Below are 19,324 nucleotides of genomic sequence, written 5' to 3'. Positions count from 1 at the left end.
TCACCGGCCGGGGTCCGCTGGAGGAACGTCACTTATCGTCAGGCGGCAGAACCAACTCGACATGGCTCACATCGAGGGCCCGCGCCAACTCGTAGAGCGTGATGATCGTCGGGTTGCGACGGCCTCGCTCGAGACCACTCAGATATTGCTGGCTCAGACCCGAACGCTCGGCAACCTGTTCCTGCGTCAGGTCCCTTACCTGACGCAGGCGGGCGAAATTTCGTCCGACCAGCTTGCGCATATCCATGCGCAGACCGATCGCAATTCCGTCATGCCAAGTTTATCAACTATAATATGTAAACACATCTGGCCGCATGGGACGTGATCCGTACGGCCAGAGCTGGCAGCGTCAAACGGCGGTGTGAGCGCTCGCGACACGATGGAGGCCAAAGGCGATGTGGTTGCGCTGGATATAGCCGACCGCCCTTATGTCGCCGGCCCGAAGCGCACCCACGATTTCGTTGAGTTCACTGGCGAGATCGGCGAGTTGCTCTTCGAAGAAGGCTTCGATCACACTGTACCAAATGCGTGAGGCTTGGAAGTAATAGCGCTCATGAGTCTCACGCAAAGCGAGATTCGCGATCAGCCGGTTGGTGGTGTGATGGAGCTCGTGATTCAGCTGCCAGAACGCCTCCATGTCCCGTTGGCCTTTCAGGGCTCCCAGTCGGTCCTGAAGCGCCAGGATCGTGGAGAGGGCGTGAGGCACCTCTTCTTCCGCAGGGAACTCGCCCATCATTTCGCTCAGGCGTAGCCGAAACGCATAAATATCGCGGAACGCGTTCGGGTCGACGCCCGTCACCATGGTTCCTACGCCGTTGCGGGTCTCGGTGAGACCATCATATTCCAGCCGCTGCAGCGCCTGGCGCACCGGCGTGCGACTGACCGTGAACTCTTCGGCGAGTTCGTGCTCGCCAAGCAGCATGCCGGGCGGGTAGCGCAACAGACAGATCCGGTCGCGCAAGGCGCGGTAGATGTCCGTCACCTGGCCGCGCGGGGCTCGTGTCCTTGAGTTTTCGCTCGTCGCGCTTTCGCTCACTCAATGCTCCCGAAGCAGAATGCCATAATCATCCCGCTGGTCCGCGATCCCGGCAAGACGCAGGCAGTCCCACATCATCGCCTGATTGCTGGTCACGACCGGTTTGCCGAGCCGGCGCTCGAGTTCCTCGATAATGTCGAGAGAGCGTAAAGCGCCACAGCTAATGAAAAGCGCCTCGGCGTCGCTGCGATCGACGCTCAGCGCAAAATCCAGAATGGCTTCCGGCGTCACCCTCACCATATCGGCATCCTTCTCGATGCCCAATCCCTGCATGTGAACGATCTCGAAGCCGCGCGCCGCCATGTAGCTGCGCTCGATGGCATCGACCTCGGCAAGATAGGGCGTGGCAATGGCAATGCGGCTCACCTTCAGTGCCTTCAGTGCACGCATAACCGCGGTGATCAACGAAGTTGCCCTGGCGGTGGGCTTGCCCCGGTTCAGTTCAGCAAACACCTGATCCTCTCCGATGACGACGCTGCCCGAGGTGCAGGCATAACAGACGACATCGAGCGGCTCCTCCGGCAGGAGCAGGCTGGCGGCATCGCCAATGCCCGAGGCCATGGCCGCCAGTGTATCGACGCTGACCCGGTTCGCCATGGATGCGCGCGTGAAGTGAATGCCCACCCCCTTTGGCCGGAGCGTGAACATGTCGTCCTCGATGGTCTGTTCCATCGCCAACAGCACGAACCCGATCTTTGCCCGGTGATGGCGACCCGCATCGCTCTTGATCTCACGCACGACCTTGCTCCCTTGATGTATGCAGCTATGGAAGAAGTCCCAGCCAGAACAGTCAACATTCTTGTATTGACAACGTAATTCACGCCTCTCTATCGTGAGACACACCATAGCTGCATACAGGTCGGCAAATGACAAGCCCCTTTGAGATGCGCACGCATCTTCTCGCCCGGTCTCTCGAGAGCGCCGGCCTCGGACTGGCCCTGCTTAGTGATCCGGACTCGATCGCCTATTACGGCGGCTACTGGAATTATCTCGGCATGGAATTCGGGCGGCCGACACTAATGATCATGCGTCCCGGTCAGGCTCCGGTGATCCTCACTCCGCTGATGGAATCGGACATGTGCGCCGCCATGAGCTGGGTCGGGGACATCCGACCCTGGACCGACGGCGGCCGGGAATGGCGGGACCTGCTCATTGGCCTGTTGGGCAGCCCCGCAACGGCCACGCAGATCGGGATCGAAGCGGCCCGGCTGCCGAATGTGATCGCCGCCGAGATCCGCGAGCAACTTCCCGCGCGCATCCTGACGGATATTGCGCCGCTGATCGCCGAGCAGCGCATGATCAAGTCTCTGGACGAAGTCGCCATCATGCGCCAGGCCGGCGAAGTTGCCATCGCCATGATGGATGCAGCTGCGGACGCGATCGGTCCCGGTGTGCCCGAATATGAGATCGCGCTCGCCGCCATGCAGGCCGGCACGCGCCGGGCCGCTTCCCTGCTGCGCGATCCGCAGGACCGTTATGTCTCGCCACTGATCCACAATCTGCAGATCCTGCAGTCAGGCACGGACACCTGCATGGTCCATAGGCGCGCCGGCGTGCGCCGGCTGAAGTCCGGCGATCCTGTCTATCTGTGCTTCTGCGGTATGGTGAGTTTCCGCAACTACAAGCTCGGCTTCGACCGCCAGTTCTTCGTGCAAACTGTGACTGACGAACAGGCGCGCATCCAGGAGGCCTCCTTGGCTGCCCAGCGCGCCGCGCTGGCCGCGATCCGCCCCGGCATACGCTGCGAGGCAGTCAACGCCGCTGCGGAAGAGGCCTATGCGGCGGCCGGCTTTTCTCCGGGCTATCGCACCGGCCGCTCGGTCGGCATGTCGCTGCTGGAGGCGCCGGAACTCAAGCGCGGCGAGACACGCGAGCTACGGGCCGGCATGACCTTTGCCGTCGACGGCGGCATTACCGTGCCCGGCAAGGGCGGCGGACGCATCGGCGACTCCATCGTCGTGACCGAGGACGGTTTCGACTATCTCACGCCCTATCCCCGCGACCTGAAAGTTCTTTGAGGAAGGGGCCGTAGACGCGAGGATGAAACGTGACGGGGACCGCTTTCACCCGGGATCGCGGCCATCAGGATGTCTCGGCGGGGACCGGCGGCATCAGGTCTACCGCGCCCTGAAGACACGGGCGCTGCTCTACAGGTTCCGTCCTGGGCAGCATCTGGCCGTCGTCGAACTGTCGGATCAGCTGAAGGTCAGTAATACGCCCGTGCGCGAGGCGCTGATCCGCCTGCATGCCGAAGGCCATATTGCCGCTGTTCCCGCGCGAGGTTTCTTCGCTCGCGAACTGCGCCTGCGCGAGATGCAGGAAATCCATGACCTCCTGCAACTTCTCCTCCGACACAGCCTCGAAATAGTGGCTCGTCCGGCATCATTGCGAACCTTGCCCGGTCTGGGGCCTCCTCCCTTGACGCCGTGCGATCCAAGGACGGCCATTGCGCTGGCCTGCCGGACCGAAGCCCTCTTCATCGGCATGAGCCGATGGACGGGTAGCGATGTCATTGAGCGCAACGTGATCGATCTCTGCGAGCGGACCCATCATGTTCGCCGCTGTGCCTATCGATCATCCGATCTGACCGTGCCGCTGCATGCCTCACTCACCGCCCTCGCCGCCGCGCTGGTCGACGGAAAAATGGGGGCGGCTGTGATCGCTCTGAATGATCATTTCAGCGTTCTTGAGGCGGCGCTGCCGGATCTGGTCATGCGCGCGCTCGCGACGTCCTTGATGCAGGACTAACGCGTGTGATCGGGAAGGACATCACCTCGATCACGTCATGCCCGGAAAGGCGGTCACTGTGGATCTCAATGTCCCCACTGATCGTCCGCCTTCGCAATCGAGCTTGATCGTACCCGCACCATCCCCCGCAGTAAATTTTACCTGGGGACATCTTACGCCGCCAGCCTGTACGGCCGCACCAGGATATCCGCCGGCATACCCCACTCCTTGCTCAACTTGCCGATCATATCGACGGTCAGGGCTCGCTTGCGGCGCAGGACTTCCGATGCGCGCGGTGCGGAGCCGAGCAGTGCGGCAAGATCCTGCTGCGTTCGCCCGGTCGCTTCAAGGAAAGCACGCAGCGCCTCTACGGGGTCGGCATCCGGCAGCGGGAAGTGCCGCTCCTCATAGGCCGCGATGAGGTCCGAGAGCACGTCGAAGCGGTCTCCTTCCATTGAATCCGGCTCAGGCTGCCGCTCGAAATAGCGCGTTACCTCGGCCAGCGCCCACTCATAGTCCCCGTCGGTCTTGATCGGTCGAATGTCCATCAAACGGTCTCCGGATCTATGGCGTCATATTCAGCGTGAGTGCCCACGAACTTGATCAACACCCGACGGAATGGATAGGCGACGTGGACGATGAGTCGGAACTTGTCACCACCGACATCAAAGATCAGGCGGCTGTCCCCTACGAAATCCACGATAGTCCCGAAGGTCGCTTTCACGTCCTGAGGGCCTGCCCACGCGGCCTTCGCCACGCGGGCATGCCAGAGCACGAGTGGCGTCTCAGCTTGCGGATAGCGTTCCCAGAAAAGCTCGAGAGTCCGGCGAGCGATGATCTGCATAGGAGCTTATAGCGAATTCCCGAATCGGGAACACGATAATTTCCCAGATCGGGAAATCCATCTCAACAGGGGCACCACTCGGAGTTGGACCGTATCCGTAGCGGCCGTATAGCTAATGCGCATAGAGCTCCCGCCGTTCCGACAGCGGAGGCGGCATGCCGGGACCGTCATCCATCTCATCTTTGGGCTCGATCCAGCCGGCCAGACCGACCCGCTCCAGCGCGGCGCCGGTCGCCAGGAGTTTCATATCCCGATAGTGCGCTCCGATCAGTTGCACCCCGATCGGCAGGCCATCACCGTCCCGACCGATGGGAACGGATAGCGCGGGGTGACCGGTCAAGTTGAAGAGACAGGTGAAGTGAGACAGTGCATTGCCGACAGGCACCGCAACGCCCGCTAGCGTCACCTGCTTCTGATCCAGAGCCGGCGCGACGATCGGCGTCGTCGGCGTCATCAGCACATCGATATCCTTGAGCCGCTCACTTATCTCGGCCTTCTTCGCGGCGAACAGCCGGAGCGCCTGCACATAATGCTCGGCCAGGATGAACTGGCCCTGAAGCAGCCCCTCACGCACATCCTCGCCATACAGATCGAACCGGCGCTGGAGATTTGTCCGGTGCCAGGCAAAAGCCTCGACGAGCTGGACGGCCAGCGAGGCCGTACGCACATGGGTAGCGTCTGGCATCACCACGTCGATTATATGGGCCCCGAGCCGGCGGCATTCCGTGATCAGCTGATGCACGCGCAGGGCAATGTCGGACGTCGTATCCTCAAGATAGGCTCCTCTGGGTACGCCGATGCGCAGGCCATGCAGCGAGTTGCCACGCTCGGAATGATCGGCGTTCGCTACCGAGACGGCCTCACCCGCCTCGCGAATGGTGAGGAACACCTCGGCCGCGTCCCCGCAGCTTCGGGCAAGAATCCCGGCATGATCCAGCGACCAGCAGAACGGTACCACACCCTTCAGACTGATCTGTCCGCGGGTCGGCTTTAAGCCGACAAGACCACACAGGCTGGCGGGAACGCGCACCGAGCCGCCCGTATCGGTGCCGAGCGCGAACATTGCCGTCCGGTTGGCGACCGCAACGGCGGAGCCGCTGGAGGATCCGCCCGCCAGGCGGCCTGGATGATGCGGATTTGCCGGTGTGCCGAAGATAGGGTTGGCGCCGGTGATGCCATAGCAGAACTCGTGCAGATTGTTCTTTCCCAAAAGGATGGCGCCAGACGCCTTGAGGCGTTCAAGCGCCTGCGCGTCTCTGACCGGCCGGTAATCATGCATGGCGCGCGAACCGGCCGTGGTCGGCAACGTTACTGTGTCGAACACATCCTTGCAGGAGAAGGGGATGCCGGCGAGGCGCCCCGATGCGCCAGCCTCTTCCACCCGGCTAGCGCACGCCAGAGCCTCCTCCGCTCCGATCGAGACATAGCTGAGATCGCGGCTATTGCGGGCTTCGGCTCGCGCCAGAAACGCCACGGTCACCTCTTCCGGCCGAACCTCCCCGGAGACCATCAGCCGCCGGAGCTTGCGCAAGGACAGACGCGTGAGGTCGCTCATTGGCCTGTTTCCTGGAAAGGGGGGATTGCCGGTCCGATGTCGGCGAGATCGTGATCAGCGAGCCTCCGCAAGCCCGCCAGCAGATCGCCCAGGCCACTGACGAGGCCATGCCCCGCCCCGTGTACCAGCGGCGCCAACGTCGCTACGGGCCAATCACGCCCGGCAAGCCGCGCGGCGACGTTGGCAAGGAAATCGGCGTCGGGCCAGTCCTGACGGCTCATCTGCGTGCTCCTGCCGATCGCGCCGAGCGAGAGATCAGCATCGCTGTGAGCATGACGATGGTGACGAGGAACACCATGAGCGTGGCTGCGGCGAGCACCGCGGGACTCAACTGGTCCCGCACACCCGACCACATCTGCAACGGAATAGTGCGCTGGTCATAGCCAGCCAGGAACAGGGCGATGACGGCTTCATCGAAGGACGTGACAAAGGCGAACAGGGCGCCTGAGGCGATACCGGGCGCGATCAGCGGCAAGGTCACCTTGAAAAAGGCGGATAAGGGCGGCGAGCCCAGAATGGATGCGGCTCGCAGCAGGCGCTCGTCAAAGGTGGTGAGCGTGCTGCCGACCGTCACCACCACATAAGGCGCCGCCAGTGCGGTATGGGCCAGGATGATGCCGGTGAAGGACTGAGTGAGCCCCAGCGGCGCCAGGAAGAAATAGACCCCCGTGGCGAACAGGATGACCGGCACCACCAGCGGCGACGCGATCATGACAGCCAACATCTTGCGCGGTCGTGTCGGTAGCCGCCGCAATCCAAGCGCCGCCATCGTGCCGAAAAGGGTTGCCAGCGGTGTGACGACGGCCGCGATGCCCAGGCTGTTGCACAGCGCCAGCCGCCACTGCGCGCTTTCCGCAATTTCCCGGTACCAGCGCAGCGACCACCCAGCAGGATCAAGCTGGAGCATGGCCGGCGTGAAGGAGAAATACGGCTCCGGATTGAAGGACAGCGGCACGATCACGAGGAGCGGCAGGACAAGGAAGGCCGCGATCAGGCCGCAGAGAAGATAGAACGCAAAACGGGCGAGCCGGTTCATGCGCGCAGCCCTCCGCGTTCGGCGAGGCGCGGCAGCGTCAAAGCGAGGAGCAGAACCGCAAGCAGGAGTAACGTCCCAAGAGCGGCCGCCAAGCCCCAGTTCAGGCTCCTCTGCATGTGGAAAGCGATCTGATTGCTGATGAGCTGGCCGGTTCGTCCTCCCACCAGGGCCGGGGTGACGTAATAGCCAAGCGACAGAATGAAGACGAGCAGACCGCCGGCGGCGACACCGGGATAGGTCAGCGGAAGATAGACGCGTGCGAAGGTCCGCATTGGATGCGCTCCCAGGCTTGCTGAGGCGCGCACATAGGACGTCGGCAGTCCCGCCATCACCGAATAGAGCGGAAGCACAAAGAAGGGCAGCAGCACGTGAACCATGACGATGATGGTCCCCGTCATGTTGTAGATCAGGTCCAGACGGCCGGTCTCGCCAATGAGGCCCGTCGCGAGGAGCCCTTCATTGATGACGCCGCGCCGTTGCAGCAGCACGATCCAGGCCGTGGCGCGCACCAGCAATGAGGTCCAGAACGGCAGCAGCACCAGGAAGAGCAGCAGCGCACGTAGTGAGGGGCCCGCCGCCGCCATGGCATAGGCATAGGGATAGCCGAGCAGCGCACAGATGAGTGTTACAAGAGCAGCAACCCAGGCTGTGCGCAGGAAGAGATCGACATAAAGTCGCCGCGCTTCCTCCTGCCGAACCATTGCTCCATCAGGCGTTACGGTCAGATCCAGTGCATTGAGCAGATGTTGTCCCGTCCAGGGCGAGGTGACGCGCGCCAGAATCTGCCAGAGGGCGGGATCGCTCCAGCCTGGATCGATCCGCGAAAGCTCGGCGTCAGGCTCCCGCTCCAGATGTCGAACGGTAACGTCGATCAGCACACGAAGCCCATTCCGCTCGCGGTTGAGACGCTGGGCGAGCCGACCGATCTGGTTGGTCGCGCTCGCCTCCCGCAAATCCGCCGAGACTGCGTCAAAGGCCACCTGCCGAACACCGGCTCCGTCCCATTGAGCGAGGGCCTGTCGCGTACGCGGCATGAGATCGGCGATTTCCGGGTCATGGACGCTGCGCACGAGCATGGTCGCGATGGGCGCCAGGAAGGCGATCACGATGAAGGCGACCAGGGGAAGCACGAGCGCCCAGCCGGCGCGGGAGGGCGAGACCGCGTTCATTGGACCAGCCACGCCGCATATCGTTCATTGATCGCGTCGCCATGAGCGGTCCACCAGGCGGCGTCGAAGGCCAGGGCGTTGTTGAAATTAGCCGGTGCCGTTGGAAGCGTGGCGGCGATCGCCGGCGCGATCAGCGGCTGGGAGGATCGACGCACAGGACCATAGGCGATGTATTTGGTCTGCTCGGCCAGCGGACCGGTTCCAGTGGCAAAGCGTACGAAATCAGATGCGGTGTTCTTGGCTTGGGTGCCGGCGACAACGGCATAGTAATCCGCGTTCCAGATCTGCCGATCCCAGATGATCTTCAGCGGCTTGGCGTCGTCCGAGATCGCCGATTGCACCCGGCCATTATAGGCGGCGGACAGCGCGACCTCTCCATCGGCGAGAAGCTGGATCATCTGCGCCCCGGTCTCCCAGAAGACGGCGTGATCCTTGATCGTGTCCAGCTTGGCGAAGGCACGGTCGAGACCTTCTGGCGTTGCGAGGACACGATAGACCTCGGAGGGCGTCACGCCATCGGCCATCAACGCCCATTCAAGTATGGCGTGAGGACGCTTCGGCAGCCCCCGCCGGCCCGGAAACCTCTCCAGATCGAAGAAGTCCTCGATCCGGCTGGGCTTGGCACTGGGAAAGGCCGGATCGCTGAAGGCCAGCACATTGGACCAGATGACCGTACCGACACCACACTCATGCAGGGACCCGGCAACGAAGTCCTTGATGGCCGGAACCCCATCGGAGCCTGCCGGCAGTTGCGCCGGATCGACCTTCTCGAACAGTCCGTCGGCGCAACCACGATCAAGATCCTGCAACTCGACATCAACGATGTCCCAGTTCACCGTGCCCGAACGGACCTGGGCGGTGAGCTCGGCAAGTCCCCCATTGTAATCGACCGACTTGATCGTCACGCCGGTTCTGGCGGTGAACGGATCGTACTGCGACTTGCTCTGGCTTGCCGTGTATTGACCGCCGAAGGAAGCGACGGTCAGAGCGTCCGCCGCGCTCGCGGGGCCAGAAGCAATCAGAAGGCAGAGAACGGCAGCGGACGACACTTGCGGGCACGCGATAACCATGGTGAACCTCCTTAAGATGGGAAGGGTGCGCTCAGGCGGCGAAGGCCCGGGCGTCCTCTCGGCAGAAGCCGAGAGCGATGGTCGCGCCGCGCTCAGGGCGCGCGCTCTGGCCGCAATTGGGCAGTTTCCAGATGATCTCGGTGCCGTCGCGCATCCGGCAGCGCAAGCGGGAAACCTCCCCGAGATAGGTGATGTCGGCGACCTCCACCTCGACCGATGATCCCTCCCCAGTCTGGGCCGGTCGAAGACGCTCGGGCCGGACCGCGAGGTTCACGCGGTCGCCGATGCGCGCGTCGGCGATGTTCCGCGCTTCAAGGACCGCGCCATCGGCGCAGCGGACATGGCAGAACTCGGTATTGGCGGCGATCACCATGCCGGTGATGCGGTTGTTTTCGCCAATGAAACCGGCCACGAAGGCGGTGCGCGGTGCCTCATAGAGCTCAGAGGGCGTTCCGATCTGGGCAACCCGCCCCGTCTCGAACACCGCGACGCGGTCCGAGAGCGACAGAGCTTCGCTCTGGTCGTGGGTGACATAGACGATGGTCGGCCGCAGCTCGCGATGTAGTCGAAGGATCTCGTCCTGCATCTGTTCGCGCAGTTGCTTGTCGAGCGCGCCGAGCGGCTCGTCCATCAGCACGAGCTGCGGCTTGTAGATCAGCGCCCGAGCCACGGCGATGCGCTGCTGCTGCCCGCCGGACAGCTGCGCCGGGCGCCGATCCCGCATGCCATCCAGGCGGATGAGCTGCAGCGCCCAGGCGACACGCTCGGTGATCTCGGATTTGCGCCAGCCGCGAGCCTGGAGTGGATAGGCCAGGTTCTCGCCGACGGTCAGGTGCGGGAACAGCGCATAATGCTGGAACACCATGCCGATATTACGCTTATAGGGTGGCAGCCTGGACACGTCGCGCCCGCCAATCTCGATTGTCCCGGCGCTCGGCGGCTCGAAGCCGGCGAGCATCATCAGTAGGCTGGTCTTGCCGGAGCCTGAGGGACCGAGAATAGTCAGGAACTCGCCCGGGTGAACGTCGAGATCAAGCGCGTCCACCACCTTGGTGACGCCATCATAGCTCTTGTCGACGCAGCGCAGCACCAGAGCTTCCGCCTGGGTCCCGTTGCCTGATGGCGCCAGCGCGCTCGTGACCTTCATCAGCATGGGCACCCTCAATCGTGATCACCCAGCATGAAGCTGGTGATGCGGTTGAGGGTGCGGGCAATGTGGTTGCGCCGGATGAAGCCCACCGCGCGGATATCGCCGGCGGCGAGCGAGGCCAGAATCTCCGTGATCTCGTCTGCTTGTGCCGCGACCTCAGCTGCCCAGTTGAGTTCAGGAAGGATCTCGAGATAGGCGCGGATCGTCTTGTAGTAGAGAACCTCGGAAACCTGCCGGTATTCGGCATTGCCGGAAAGATGCAGGATCTCGTCCTGAAGCCGGTGGCTGATCTGGGCCAAGGCGCGCACATCGACCTGACCGCTCAGCGGTTGGCATTCGGCCAGAAGCTCGCGGAGCGTCGCGGCAATGGCGTCGAGCATGGACGCTGGGTTGAGGTCGCCGAGCAGTTCGGCAAGCTTCATGCGCAGCGCATAGGCATCGCGCAGGGATTTGAGTTCCACCGACGTTACCATCGAGCCGACATTGGGTGTGGTCTCGATCAGCCCTTCATTCTCCAGCGCCTGCATCACCCGCCGCATGGGGGTGCGGCTGACACCGAATTCGCGCGCGAGTTCGGCTTCGCTGAGTGCCGTCCCGGGCGGGTAAATCAGAAGACAGATGCGGTCGCGCAAAGCGCGGTGGATCGCGGAAAACCGCTCCCTCGGCGTGGGTCGGCTCTCAACAGTCACTGTCATGGCGGCCTCCTGTTGCCCAATTGGTACATCTTAAAATATGTATCGTCAACGACAGCGTTCCGGATTCGATAACCGGTATACTGGTTTGCGTTGGTTTAAGTAAGTTTTTGAAATGTCTGGTACATTCCCGAAAGTAATTTGCTATCGACAGCTCCCGCCGCGAAAATTCCTCGCTATCACGCGCGGGAATGCGAAGACGGATAATGTCGATGAGAGGATCTGAATCGGGGGTGCGGGCGGCCAAGCACGATTTCTCGCCGACCTATGACCAGCCTTGGCCGCAGGCCTATTACCTGGCCCATCTCGCTCTCGACTACATGATCTGCGACCGTGCCAAACCGGTGTTCGAGACCATCATTACGCGCCTCCGCCACCAGCGGCCGCATCGACCTCTCAAGATCGTGGATATCGGTGCATCCTACGGGCTCAACGCGGCCCTGCTGCGCGCTCCGCTCACGTTGGACGATCTCTACGCCGCCTATACCCTGGCGGATGGGCCGCTGGCGTCGCAAAGCCTTGAGGATCACGAGGCCTTCTTCACGCGCCAGAAGCTGCGGGAGGACCTTGAGATCGTGGGGCTGGATCCCAGCCGCCAGGCGTTGCGCTACGCCCATGACGTCGGCCTGATTGGAGCAGCCGTGACAGCCAATCTGGAGACCGAGGAACTCACCCCAACGGACCGTGAAGCTCTCCGTGACGCGGATCTGATCATCAGCACGGGCTGCGTCGGCTATGCGACCGTCCGAACATTCAAACGGGTCTACGAGGTGACCGCCGCGTCCCGCCCTTGGGTGGCGAGCTTCGCGATGCATCCCTTTGGCTATGGGGACATTGCCTCGATGCTGGCGGGGTTCGGTCTCGTCACCACCGAGTGCCCACACCTTCGACAACGCCAGCGTCGGTTCTCGACCGCGCAGGAGCGCGCCTCCATCCTCGCCTTGATGGCCGAGCAAGGCATGGATGATCGGCTGGAGCGTACGACCGGCTATATCTACGCCGCCTTCCACCTGTCGACGCCTCGCGAGGACGACGCATGAAGGCACAGCGGGATATTCCCGCCATTGCGCAGCGCCTGGATCCCTTCCTGCTGAAACATTGGCGGTTCATTCTAGCCGCGGCGGAAGAGGGCAGCTTCCGACGAGCAGCGGACCGGCTGGGGGTACAGCAATCGACGCTGAGCCGGCGTATTCGTGACATTGAGGATGCCATGGGGGCCACCCTTTTTGCCCGGTCCCATGCCGGCGTGCGGCCGACTTTCGCGGGACGTCGTCTGCTCGGACCCGCGCGGGAGATTCTGGCACAGGCATCGCAGGCCGCACTGGCGGTGGAGCGCGCTGGAACCGCGCAGGATGGCGTACTTCGCATCGGCCTACCCCCGATCACTCCGGGCGCCCGCCTCACGCAGTTGCTTCATCGCTTCCTACAGGTCTGTCCGCACATCCGTGTCGAACTCGTCGACACAGATCCGGCGTCGCAATGTCAGGCGGCTCGGCGGCATGAACTTGATGTCGTAATTCAAGCCGGGGTACCAGCGCTGAAGGGCGAGGCCGAACTCGATCTGTGGGACGAGCCTGTGCTCATCGTCATGGCCGAGCGGGATGTTCTCGCCGCGTCGCCCGCGATTGACCTCGACGAACTGGCCGGGCGACATTTCATTTTCATGGCGGGCGACCCGGCCCTGCCCGTTTTCCGAAACCTCCTGGCCCACGTGCCTACTGTTTGTTTCTCGGTTGAGCCGCTCGCCCGGGAGACAAGCCTCCTGCAACTGGTCGCGCTTGGACAGGGCCTGACGCTGACGACCGTTTTCGTGTCATCTCATGCACCGGTCACCTGCCGTCCTCTCACAGGACAGGGATTGCCGCTTGGTGCCGTCTGGTCACGCTCGAATCCCAACCCGGCTCTGACGCGGTTTTTGTCCGTCGCGCGCGAACTCAGGAAATACCCGAGCCACCGGTGCGCCGTCCGGACGTGATCTCAAGACATTCGGTTGTCGTGTCACTTGATCCGGCTCGCGCCTGCGGCGCGCCTTCGCTTGGGCTCTGGCGCCATCTCGTTCGCCATGCCGTCCGGCTCGACAAGCGCCACATGGCTCACGCTCAGGGCCAGCGCGATCTCGTAAAGTGTGATGATCGTCGGATTCTTGAGGCCGCGCTCAACGTCGGACAGATATTGCTGGCTGAACCCCGAACGCACGGCAAGCTCCTCCTGAGTCAGCTTCTGAGCCTGACGCAGGCGCGCGAGATTGCGGCCAACCAGCTTGCGCATGTCCATGGCGCAAGCGGTCGCGGATTCCGACGATCAAGTTTATCAACTATAATATGTAGCGATTAATCTCCTTTGCGCCGGCGTACTGAAGCGAACGCCAGCCCCGCCGCCATTCTCGGGGATGAACTCGACGCCGGCGGCTTCGATTGTTCTGAGAGTAGAACAGGGTGCTACCCGTCTAACCGGCCGCGGATCAGGTGCGGCCGTACGCATCTCGGTAAGCTCCTGCGATGCCGCGCCCTCATCACGCGATGCCGCCCCACAACCTGCCCCCCACCACATGTTCGGCCTAGTCTCTCGCTCCTCACGATGAAGAGCGACGCTCACCATGACCCGAGCCTTCCTCGACGCGCCGCCCGATGCGCCGACCGTCACGGACTATGATCGTAGTCATGCCGTGCTCTATCTGCGGCTGCTCGATGCGGAAGCGGCGGGCGCCGACTGGAAGGAAGTTGTCGCGCTGCTATTCGGCCTGGACCCGCTCACGGCCCCGGAACACGCCCGGCATGTCCACACGGCCCATCTGGCCCGGGCGCGCTGGATGTCGACAGAGGGATATCAGCAACTCCTGCGTCGGCCCGACACGTGATCGGGTGATGCCGGCTGGGCATCAGGCCATGTCGTTGACGTTTCTTCCGGAAGCTCCCTTCAGACGAGATCGTCCGGCGTATCGCGGCACGCTCGAGAGGGACCCGGATGGTCCTGCAATCGGCCTGGCAGTCATCAGAGGCCTACGCCTTCGTAGATGCTCTCTCGCCCTCACAGCTCGCCTGGGAATGGCTTCGGCGCAACGAGGCGTATCGGCAAGACTTTGCCATACTCCGTGCGGCCGCCGGAGCCGAGGAGGAGGAGACCCTCGCGGCGCTCATGCGAGCCCGCTGGGGTCTGCGATTTCCCGATCGACCCCACACGTGATTCGCGCGACGCTGCCGTTATCTGGGACCTGGAAACCGACCCCGGCCTGATCGCGCTTGTCGCGCCGTGCGACACTACCTGTGCCCTCCCGACCGCTGGTGATACGCCTCAGGGCACGGACGATCACCAGCATGCATCAGGTTGTGTGATCGTCGGCGCGGGTCGCGACGCGATCACCGTCCTACTGCCTAAGGGCCATCGCCTCGATCCATCCCTGTGTGCTCTCGTGCTGATGGACGCACGCCTACCTGATCGGATCGAAGCTCTGATGCGGCTGTCAGTCCATATGCGGACTACGTCCATGCCGCCGGATCGGAGGATCACGCTCCAGCAGCGCCGGCGCCTGCGCCATATGCTTCAGGCGGGGGACGCTCGGCGCGCGGGCGCGACCTATCGTGAGATCGCCGCCGGCCTGTTCGGTGCCGATCGTGTCGCGGCAGGCCCCTGGAAAACCTCCTCCCTTCGCGACACAGTCATCGCCCTCGTTGAGGACGCGCGCCGCATGGTCGAGGGCGATTACCGCAAGCTGCTGCATCGGCGCCGCCGCCAGACCTCGCCGCGCTAGGGTGGGGAAGTTAGGTCTCAATCTTCCCCATCCCTCCCGACATTCTCCCTCCGCCACCGTGGTCACCGTCCGCCGCCACACTCCGGCGGTTCCCGCCACGCCCACGGAGGCCCGCTTCATGCGACCCGATCTCGCCACCCTCCCGCCGCGCTACCTGCGCACCAAGGAAGCCGCCGCGTTTCTCAGCCTGTCGCCCCGCACACTTGAGAAGCACCGCACCTATGGCACCGGTCCCGCCTATCGAAAGCTCGGCGGGCGCGTCGTCTATTCCATCGACGACCTGCAAGCCTGGACCGAACGCGGCGCGGTCACCTCGACCTCCGATCCGCGCGGCACCGTCCTGCCGGCCAAGCGCCACGCGCTTGCGACAGGTTCGTTCGCCGGCCGCGCCGCGCGCTGAATGCCCCCATGGCGGCGCGGCATCACAGCCTCTCGGAGCGCGGGCAGCTCGATCTGTTCCGCGCCCTGCCGGGGGACTTCGCACTACGCGATGCGCAGGATCTCATGGCCTATCCTTTCTTCTCCCTCTCCAAGACGCCGCGCGTCGCGCCGATCGATTTCCGAACCGGCAGTATCGTCATCCGGGTCGAGGCCGTGCCCGACCACGGAATGGCGACCATCTGGGACGCCGACATTCTCATCTGGGCGGCGAGCCAAATCGTCGAGGCGCGCGACGCGGGGCTGCGCACCTCGCGCCTGATGGCGGCGACACCCTATGAGATCCTCACCTTTGTGGGGCGCGGCACCTCGCTGCGCGATTATCAGCGTCTCAAGGCCGCGCTCGACCGCCTCCAGTCCACGACGGTCTCGACCACCATCCGCCAGCCAGCGGTGGGGCGCCGGCACCGCTTCTCCTGGATCAATGAATGGCAGGAGCGCACTGACCGCAATGGCCGCCCCGATGGCGTCGACCTCATCCTGCCGGACTGGTTCTACCGCGCCGTGCTCGATGACGCGCTCGTGCTCACCATCGACCGCACCTATTTCGGGCTGACGGGCGGACTGGAGCGCTGGCTCTACCGGCTGGTGCGCAAGCATGGCGGGCGGCAACAGGATGGGTGGCGGTTCGATTTCCGGCACCTGCACCAGAAGTCGGGCAGCCTGTCGCCGTTCAAGCGCTTCGCCTTCGAGCTCAGGGATCTGATCCGGCGCCAGCCTCTTCCCGGCTACATGCTGTTCGTTGAGGTCGAGGTCAGTGGCCGGCTGCTGCTGGCCTTCGAGCCCGCCGCGCCCTGTGGACAACCTGTGGATAGCCTCGTGCTATCGGGAACCCGAACTATCGTGCCATCGGGAACCGGCGCCTCGTGCTATCAGGAACCCAAACAGGTCTTAACCCCCTGTCCTAAATCAGGAAATCGCACCCTTAACTTAGAGTCTAACCCAGAATCTAACTTTAAGAGGCGCGCGAGCGCTTTTGCGAGCGCGGCAGATCAGCACCGGCAGGGGGAAACGTGGCCTGGAAAAGCGCCGCCTGATAGGTCCTCGCAGACGCCCCCTCTATCGAGGGGGCATCGATGATTGTCGCGCTCCTCAATCAGAAAGGCGGGGTCGGCAAGACCACCCTGGCGCTGCATCTCGCTGGGCAATGGGCCCGGCAGGGACAGCGGATCACGCTGATCGACGCTGATCCGCAGGGCTCCAGCCTCGACTGGTCGCAGCAACGCAGCCGCGAGGGATTGTCACGACTGTTCGGTGTCGTCGGGCTCGCCCGCGACACGCTGCACCGAGAGGCGCCAGAGCTCGCGCGTGACGCGGATCACATCGTCATTGATGGACCACCCCGAGTCGCCGGGCTGATGCGCTCGGCGCTGCTCGCCGCCGATCTGGTGCTGATCCCTGTGCAGCCCTCGCCCTTTGACGGCTGGGCGTCGGCCGAGATGCTGGCGCTGATCCGCGAGGCGCGGATCTACCGCCCGGAGATGTTGGTCCGCTTCATCCTGAACCGCTGCGGCGCGCGCACCGTTCTCGCCCGCGAGACTGCGCGGACGCTGGCCGATCACGATCCTCCGGTGCTCGCCAGCACCATCGGCCAACGCATCGCCTTTGCGGCGGCGGCGCAGTCCGGGCGTCTCGTCTTCGAGCGCGACGATGCTGGGCCGGCTACGCGTGAGATCTCCGCCCTGAGCGCCGAGATCAATGGTCTCGACCTCGGGAGGTCGTCGCGATGAGTGAACGCCCGACCCGCCGCGATTTTGCCTCCCGGCCTGCTGATCCCGAGCACTGGATCAAGGCGGCAGATGTCTCCGCCGAACGCCGCCCGGGCGCCGCGTTCACCGCGCGCCTCACCATCGATGTCACGCCTGACCTGCGCGGGCGGATCAAGGTCGCCGCCTTCCGGCGCGGCGTCACCGTCGCCGAGATGCTGCGCGACCTCCTCGCGCGTGAATTCCCTCCCACATCAGGAGATCAGCCATGAGAGTGGCGTTTCCGCCCCGTGCCGCAAGCACGGCTTCCGCGTCCAGTCCCCCGTCCGATGCCCTGACCCATGTCGAGCTGACCCATATCGAGAAGCGCATCGAGAACTGGATCCGCTTCGGCCACCCCGCGCATAAGCAGCTTCTGGATCGCCGACGGCGCATCCTGTCCTTCCCTCCCGGCTGCATCTTCGCCTTTGTCCGGTGGGCGTCGAACGACTTCGGCACCGTGGCCTCCCGCCTCGATATCGTGCGCTGCGTGGCGCCGGGCGAGAGCTACCAGACACTGCCCTTCGTGCGTCCCGGCGGCGAGATCCTGCTGCGGGTGGATGGCTGGCCGAAGGTCGAGAAAATCCTTCAGCACATCGACGCGATCGAGGCGATCGGCATCGATCCGGCGACCGCCGCCCCTGATCACTGGGGTCACGTCGCCCACCGCATGAGCGTCGGCTTCGAGCCGCGCGCCTACACGATAGAGCGCCATCAGGCGTGGCTGAAGCGGTGGGAGTGCGGGCAATGAACCGTGCCGCCTATGTGCTGCTGACGACGGTCGCCACCGTCGGCGTGGCCTACGCCGCCACGCTGCCGACGCCACTCAAGCTGATCTGGAATGTCTCGGCGAGCATTCCTGTCGGGCTCTACTCGGTCGAGCCGGCGGATCATCTCGAGATCACCGATCTGGTCGCGGTGATGCCACCGCCGCCGCTCGCCGCGTTCCTCATCGCACGTGGCTATATCGGCGAAGGCACGCCGCTGTTGAAGCGCGTGATGGGGCTGCCTGCACAAGAGGTTTGCCGCTTCGATGACGCCGTCACCGTTGATGGCGTACCGCTGGGCGAAGCGCTGCCGCGCGACCGCATGGGGCGCGATCTGCCGGTCTGGCGGGGCTGCCGGCGTATCGCGGCTGGCGAACTGTTCCTGATGAACCCGGACGTCGGTGACAGCCTCGACGGGCGCTACTTCGGCCCCACCCCCGCTACGGCCGTCATCGGCCGGGCGATGCCACTGCTCACAGATGAAGCCGGCGACGGCGATTTCATCTGGCGCGCTGCGGTGCGCTGACATGCATCGCGCTGCGCTCTTTCTCGCATCCGGACTGCTGATCGGCGGCGCGTCGATTGGCTCTGCCGCCGCGCAGACCATGTCGCCGACCGTGGCGTATTCCGTCACATCCTACGCTGCCTTTATCGACGAAGCTGCGCAGCGCTTCGAGCTTCCGGCCAGCTGGATCCGTGCGGTCATGCAAGCCGAGAGCGGCGGCGATCCGCGCGCCATCTCGCCTGCCGGTGCCATGGGGCTGATGCAGATCACGCCCGCGACCTGGGACGAGCTTCGCGTCCATCACAGTCTCGGCGCCGATCCCTTCGACCCGCGTGATAACATCCTCGCCGGCGCGGCCTATCTGCGCCAGCTCCATGACCGCTATGGCAGCATCCGCGCCATGCTCGCGGCCCACAATGCCGGGCCGGCGCGCTATGCGGCGTCGCTTTCCGGCACGCCGTTGCCGCCGGAGACGCGCACTTACGTCGTGGCTCTAGCGCCCATCCTCTACAAAGAGTCTGCAGCCGGCGCCACCGAATTAGTGCGGCCAATGGCGCAAAGCTGGCGCGAGGCGCCGCTATTCGCCGCGCCGCCCGCGCGCAGCAATCCAGCCGATGCGGCCCACCTAGCGCCGCGATCGGGCGCGCTTTTCGTTGCACCTTTGCCATCGCGGAGAACGCCATGAGCACGAGGATCCGCTTTCGCATCCTGTCGGGCTCTGGCGTTCTGTGGCGAGGAAGGAGGCCCAGCACAGGAACCACGACCGCAGGAGGGCAGGATAAAAGGGCGCACATTGCGCGACGGTCGGGATGTTGGTTCTGCCTGCGTTTGCACGGGGCTTC

General features: G+C 64.0%; 27 protein-coding genes. 14 read left to right on the top strand and 13 right to left on the bottom strand.

The window, feature by feature from the left end; translation table 11 throughout:
- Positions 1–28 precede the first annotated feature (28 nt).
- The 3 genes from GBB76_RS16950 to GBB76_RS16940 all read right to left on the bottom strand — a co-directional run bounded on the left by GBB76_RS16950 (position 29) and on the right by GBB76_RS16940 (position 1,774).
- Positions 29–247, bottom strand: a complete 219-nt coding sequence (locus GBB76_RS16950) for a helix-turn-helix domain-containing protein (RefSeq protein ID WP_152304389.1) — start codon at positions 245–247, stop codon at positions 29–31.
- A 102-nt stretch (positions 248–349) separates the two neighbouring features.
- Complete coding sequence (locus GBB76_RS16945) at positions 350–1,036, bottom strand: GntR family transcriptional regulator (protein ID WP_152304388.1); 687 nt, start codon at positions 1,034–1,036, stop codon at positions 350–352.
- Positions 1,037–1,774: an aspartate/glutamate racemase family protein gene (locus tag GBB76_RS16940; protein WP_152304387.1), complete on the bottom strand. Its 738-nt coding sequence runs from the start codon at positions 1,772–1,774 to the stop codon at positions 1,037–1,039.
- A gap of 128 nt (positions 1,775–1,902) precedes the next feature.
- Here GBB76_RS16940 and GBB76_RS16935 point away from each other — a divergent pair, with 128 nt between their 5' ends.
- Both GBB76_RS16935 and GBB76_RS16930 read left to right on the top strand, forming a co-directional pair.
- A complete protein-coding gene (locus GBB76_RS16935) occupies positions 1,903–3,054 on the top strand; it encodes a Xaa-Pro peptidase family protein (protein WP_152304386.1) in 1,152 nt (383 codons plus the stop codon).
- A 22-nt stretch (positions 3,055–3,076) separates the two neighbouring features.
- On the top strand, positions 3,077–3,784 hold the full coding sequence (locus tag GBB76_RS16930) for a GntR family transcriptional regulator (RefSeq protein WP_152304385.1): 708 nt from the start codon (positions 3,077–3,079) through the stop codon (positions 3,782–3,784).
- A 152-nt stretch (positions 3,785–3,936) separates the two neighbouring features.
- Here GBB76_RS16930 and GBB76_RS16925 read toward each other — a convergent pair whose 3' ends face one another.
- The 9 genes from GBB76_RS16925 to GBB76_RS16885 all read right to left on the bottom strand — a co-directional run bounded on the left by GBB76_RS16925 (position 3,937) and on the right by GBB76_RS16885 (position 11,282).
- Positions 3,937–4,314, bottom strand: coding sequence for a type II toxin-antitoxin system HigA family antitoxin (locus GBB76_RS16925; RefSeq protein WP_202911123.1), 378 nt, complete (start codon positions 4,312–4,314; stop codon positions 3,937–3,939).
- Positions 4,311–4,607 carry a type II toxin-antitoxin system HigB family toxin gene (locus GBB76_RS16920; protein ID WP_152304383.1) on the bottom strand — a complete coding sequence of 99 codons (297 nt, stop codon included), beginning with the start codon at positions 4,605–4,607 and terminating at the stop codon, positions 4,311–4,313. Before GBB76_RS16920 ends, GBB76_RS16925 begins: the two co-directional genes overlap by 4 nt.
- A 112-nt stretch (positions 4,608–4,719) precedes the next feature.
- A complete protein-coding gene (locus tag GBB76_RS16915) occupies positions 4,720–6,162 on the bottom strand; it encodes an amidase (RefSeq protein ID WP_152304382.1) in 1,443 nt (480 codons plus the stop codon).
- Complete coding sequence (locus GBB76_RS16910; protein ID WP_152304381.1) at positions 6,159–6,383, bottom strand: hypothetical protein; 225 nt, start codon at positions 6,381–6,383, stop codon at positions 6,159–6,161. Before GBB76_RS16910 ends, GBB76_RS16915 begins: the two co-directional genes overlap by 4 nt.
- On the bottom strand, positions 6,380–7,198 hold the full coding sequence (locus GBB76_RS16905; protein ID WP_152304380.1) for an ABC transporter permease: 819 nt from the start codon (positions 7,196–7,198) through the stop codon (positions 6,380–6,382). The genes GBB76_RS16910 and GBB76_RS16905 overlap by 4 nt, the downstream gene beginning before the upstream one ends.
- The gene (locus GBB76_RS16900; protein ID WP_152304379.1) at positions 7,195–8,367 is read right to left on the bottom strand and encodes an ABC transporter permease; all 1,173 of its coding nucleotides are present in this window, start codon (positions 8,365–8,367) and stop codon (positions 7,195–7,197) included. The genes GBB76_RS16905 and GBB76_RS16900 overlap by 4 nt, the downstream gene beginning before the upstream one ends.
- Positions 8,364–9,437: an ABC transporter substrate-binding protein gene (locus GBB76_RS16895; RefSeq protein WP_152304378.1), complete on the bottom strand. Its 1,074-nt coding sequence runs from the start codon at positions 9,435–9,437 to the stop codon at positions 8,364–8,366. The genes GBB76_RS16900 and GBB76_RS16895 overlap by 4 nt, the downstream gene beginning before the upstream one ends.
- 31 nt (positions 9,438–9,468) lie before the next feature.
- Positions 9,469–10,590 carry an ABC transporter ATP-binding protein gene (locus tag GBB76_RS16890; protein ID WP_152304377.1) on the bottom strand — a complete coding sequence of 374 codons (1,122 nt, stop codon included), beginning with the start codon at positions 10,588–10,590 and terminating at the stop codon, positions 9,469–9,471.
- An 8-nt stretch (positions 10,591–10,598) separates the two neighbouring features.
- Entirely contained in the window at positions 10,599–11,282 is a 684-nt protein-coding gene (locus GBB76_RS16885; protein WP_246668966.1) for a GntR family transcriptional regulator, read from the bottom strand.
- 209 nt (positions 11,283–11,491) lie between these two features.
- On the opposite strand from GBB76_RS16885, the gene GBB76_RS16880 reads away from it, so the two are divergent.
- A complete protein-coding gene (locus GBB76_RS16880) occupies positions 11,492–12,319 on the top strand; it encodes a hypothetical protein (RefSeq protein ID WP_152304376.1) in 828 nt (275 codons plus the stop codon).
- Positions 12,316–13,254, top strand: a complete 939-nt coding sequence (locus tag GBB76_RS16875; protein ID WP_152304375.1) for a LysR family transcriptional regulator — start codon at positions 12,316–12,318, stop codon at positions 13,252–13,254. The genes GBB76_RS16880 and GBB76_RS16875 overlap by 4 nt, the downstream gene beginning before the upstream one ends.
- A 23-nt stretch (positions 13,255–13,277) precedes the next feature.
- On the opposite strand, the gene GBB76_RS16870 is transcribed toward GBB76_RS16875, so the two are convergent.
- On the bottom strand, positions 13,278–13,553 hold the full coding sequence (locus tag GBB76_RS16870; RefSeq protein ID WP_152304374.1) for a helix-turn-helix domain-containing protein: 276 nt from the start codon (positions 13,551–13,553) through the stop codon (positions 13,278–13,280).
- Between the two features lie 322 nt (positions 13,554–13,875).
- On the opposite strand from GBB76_RS16870, the gene GBB76_RS16865 reads away from it, so the two are divergent.
- From GBB76_RS16865 to GBB76_RS16820, 10 genes are all read left to right on the top strand, one after another.
- Positions 13,876–14,136 (top strand): DNA -binding domain-containing protein, encoded by a 261-nt coding sequence (locus GBB76_RS16865; RefSeq protein ID WP_152304373.1) that lies wholly within the window; start codon positions 13,876–13,878, stop codon positions 14,134–14,136.
- 107 nt (positions 14,137–14,243) lie between these two features.
- Positions 14,244–14,462: a transcriptional regulator domain-containing protein gene (locus tag GBB76_RS18895; protein WP_152304372.1), complete on the top strand. Its 219-nt coding sequence runs from the start codon at positions 14,244–14,246 to the stop codon at positions 14,460–14,462.
- 232 nt (positions 14,463–14,694) lie between these two features.
- Positions 14,695–15,027, top strand: a complete 333-nt coding sequence (locus GBB76_RS16855) for a DUF2285 domain-containing protein (RefSeq protein ID WP_152304940.1) — start codon at positions 14,695–14,697, stop codon at positions 15,025–15,027.
- A 118-nt stretch (positions 15,028–15,145) separates the two neighbouring features.
- Positions 15,146–15,427 (top strand): AlpA family transcriptional regulator, encoded by a 282-nt coding sequence (locus GBB76_RS16850; protein WP_152304371.1) that lies wholly within the window; start codon positions 15,146–15,148, stop codon positions 15,425–15,427.
- Positions 15,428–15,435: 8 nt separating this feature from the next.
- Positions 15,436–16,545, top strand: coding sequence for a replication initiator protein A (locus GBB76_RS16845; protein WP_152304370.1), 1,110 nt, complete (start codon positions 15,436–15,438; stop codon positions 16,543–16,545).
- A complete protein-coding gene (gene parA, locus GBB76_RS16840; protein ID WP_152304369.1) occupies positions 16,542–17,195 on the top strand; it encodes a ParA family partition ATPase in 654 nt (217 codons plus the stop codon). Before GBB76_RS16845 ends, parA begins: the two co-directional genes overlap by 4 nt.
- On the top strand, positions 17,192–17,443 hold the full coding sequence (locus GBB76_RS16835) for a hypothetical protein (protein ID WP_152304368.1): 252 nt from the start codon (positions 17,192–17,194) through the stop codon (positions 17,441–17,443). The genes parA and GBB76_RS16835 overlap by 4 nt, the downstream gene beginning before the upstream one ends.
- A complete protein-coding gene (locus GBB76_RS16830; protein ID WP_152304367.1) occupies positions 17,440–17,961 on the top strand; it encodes a DUF2840 domain-containing protein in 522 nt (173 codons plus the stop codon). The genes GBB76_RS16835 and GBB76_RS16830 overlap by 4 nt, the downstream gene beginning before the upstream one ends.
- Entirely contained in the window at positions 17,958–18,503 is a 546-nt protein-coding gene (locus GBB76_RS16825; protein WP_152304366.1) for a S26 family signal peptidase, read from the top strand. The genes GBB76_RS16830 and GBB76_RS16825 overlap by 4 nt, the downstream gene beginning before the upstream one ends.
- A 1-nt stretch (position 18,504) precedes the next feature.
- On the top strand, positions 18,505–19,167 hold the full coding sequence (locus GBB76_RS16820; RefSeq protein ID WP_152304365.1) for a lytic transglycosylase domain-containing protein: 663 nt from the start codon (positions 18,505–18,507) through the stop codon (positions 19,165–19,167).
- Positions 19,168–19,324: the final 157 nt, after the last annotated feature.

Source organism: Ancylobacter sp. TS-1 (assembly GCF_009223885.1).
GTDB lineage: Bacteria > Pseudomonadota > Alphaproteobacteria > Rhizobiales > Xanthobacteraceae > Ancylobacter.
This window is presented reverse-complemented; position numbering and strand designations above follow the sequence as displayed.

Coding starts and splice junctions, on each gene's coding strand:
- GBB76_RS16845 (WP_152304370.1), top strand. CDS start 15,436: ATGGCGGCGCGGCATCACAGCCTCTCGGAGCGCGGGCAGCTCGATCTG.
- GBB76_RS16825 (WP_152304366.1), top strand. CDS start 17,958: ATGAACCGTGCCGCCTATGTGCTGCTGACGACGGTCGCCACCGTCGGC.
- GBB76_RS16935 (WP_152304386.1), top strand. CDS start 1,903: ATGACAAGCCCCTTTGAGATGCGCACGCATCTTCTCGCCCGGTCTCTC.
- GBB76_RS16930 (WP_152304385.1), top strand. CDS start 3,077: ATGAAACGTGACGGGGACCGCTTTCACCCGGGATCGCGGCCATCAGGA.
- GBB76_RS16850 (WP_152304371.1), top strand. CDS start 15,146: ATGCGACCCGATCTCGCCACCCTCCCGCCGCGCTACCTGCGCACCAAG.
- GBB76_RS16920 (WP_152304383.1), bottom strand. CDS start 4,607: ATGCAGATCATCGCTCGCCGGACTCTCGAGCTTTTCTGGGAACGCTAT.
- GBB76_RS16820 (WP_152304365.1), top strand. CDS start 18,505: ATGCATCGCGCTGCGCTCTTTCTCGCATCCGGACTGCTGATCGGCGGC.
- GBB76_RS16900 (WP_152304379.1), bottom strand. CDS start 8,367: ATGAACGCGGTCTCGCCCTCCCGCGCCGGCTGGGCGCTCGTGCTTCCC.
- GBB76_RS16835 (WP_152304368.1), top strand. CDS start 17,192: ATGAGTGAACGCCCGACCCGCCGCGATTTTGCCTCCCGGCCTGCTGAT.
- GBB76_RS16885 (WP_246668966.1), bottom strand. CDS start 11,282: ATGACAGTGACTGTTGAGAGCCGACCCACGCCGAGGGAGCGGTTTTCC.
- GBB76_RS16910 (WP_152304381.1), bottom strand. CDS start 6,383: ATGAGCCGTCAGGACTGGCCCGACGCCGATTTCCTTGCCAACGTCGCC.
- GBB76_RS16915 (WP_152304382.1), bottom strand. CDS start 6,162: ATGAGCGACCTCACGCGTCTGTCCTTGCGCAAGCTCCGGCGGCTGATG.
- GBB76_RS16870 (WP_152304374.1), bottom strand. CDS start 13,553: ATGGACATGCGCAAGCTGGTTGGCCGCAATCTCGCGCGCCTGCGTCAG.
- GBB76_RS18895 (WP_152304372.1), top strand. CDS start 14,244: ATGGTCCTGCAATCGGCCTGGCAGTCATCAGAGGCCTACGCCTTCGTA.
- GBB76_RS16865 (WP_152304373.1), top strand. CDS start 13,876: ATGACCCGAGCCTTCCTCGACGCGCCGCCCGATGCGCCGACCGTCACG.
- GBB76_RS16890 (WP_152304377.1), bottom strand. CDS start 10,590: ATGCTGATGAAGGTCACGAGCGCGCTGGCGCCATCAGGCAACGGGACC.
- GBB76_RS16875 (WP_152304375.1), top strand. CDS start 12,316: ATGAAGGCACAGCGGGATATTCCCGCCATTGCGCAGCGCCTGGATCCC.
- GBB76_RS16855 (WP_152304940.1), top strand. CDS start 14,695: ATGGACGCACGCCTACCTGATCGGATCGAAGCTCTGATGCGGCTGTCA.
- GBB76_RS16880 (WP_152304376.1), top strand. CDS start 11,492: ATGAGAGGATCTGAATCGGGGGTGCGGGCGGCCAAGCACGATTTCTCG.
- GBB76_RS16830 (WP_152304367.1), top strand. CDS start 17,440: ATGAGAGTGGCGTTTCCGCCCCGTGCCGCAAGCACGGCTTCCGCGTCC.
- GBB76_RS16895 (WP_152304378.1), bottom strand. CDS start 9,437: ATGGTTATCGCGTGCCCGCAAGTGTCGTCCGCTGCCGTTCTCTGCCTT.
- parA (WP_152304369.1), top strand. CDS start 16,542: ATGATTGTCGCGCTCCTCAATCAGAAAGGCGGGGTCGGCAAGACCACC.
- GBB76_RS16905 (WP_152304380.1), bottom strand. CDS start 7,198: ATGAACCGGCTCGCCCGTTTTGCGTTCTATCTTCTCTGCGGCCTGATC.
- GBB76_RS16950 (WP_152304389.1), bottom strand. CDS start 247: ATGGATATGCGCAAGCTGGTCGGACGAAATTTCGCCCGCCTGCGTCAG.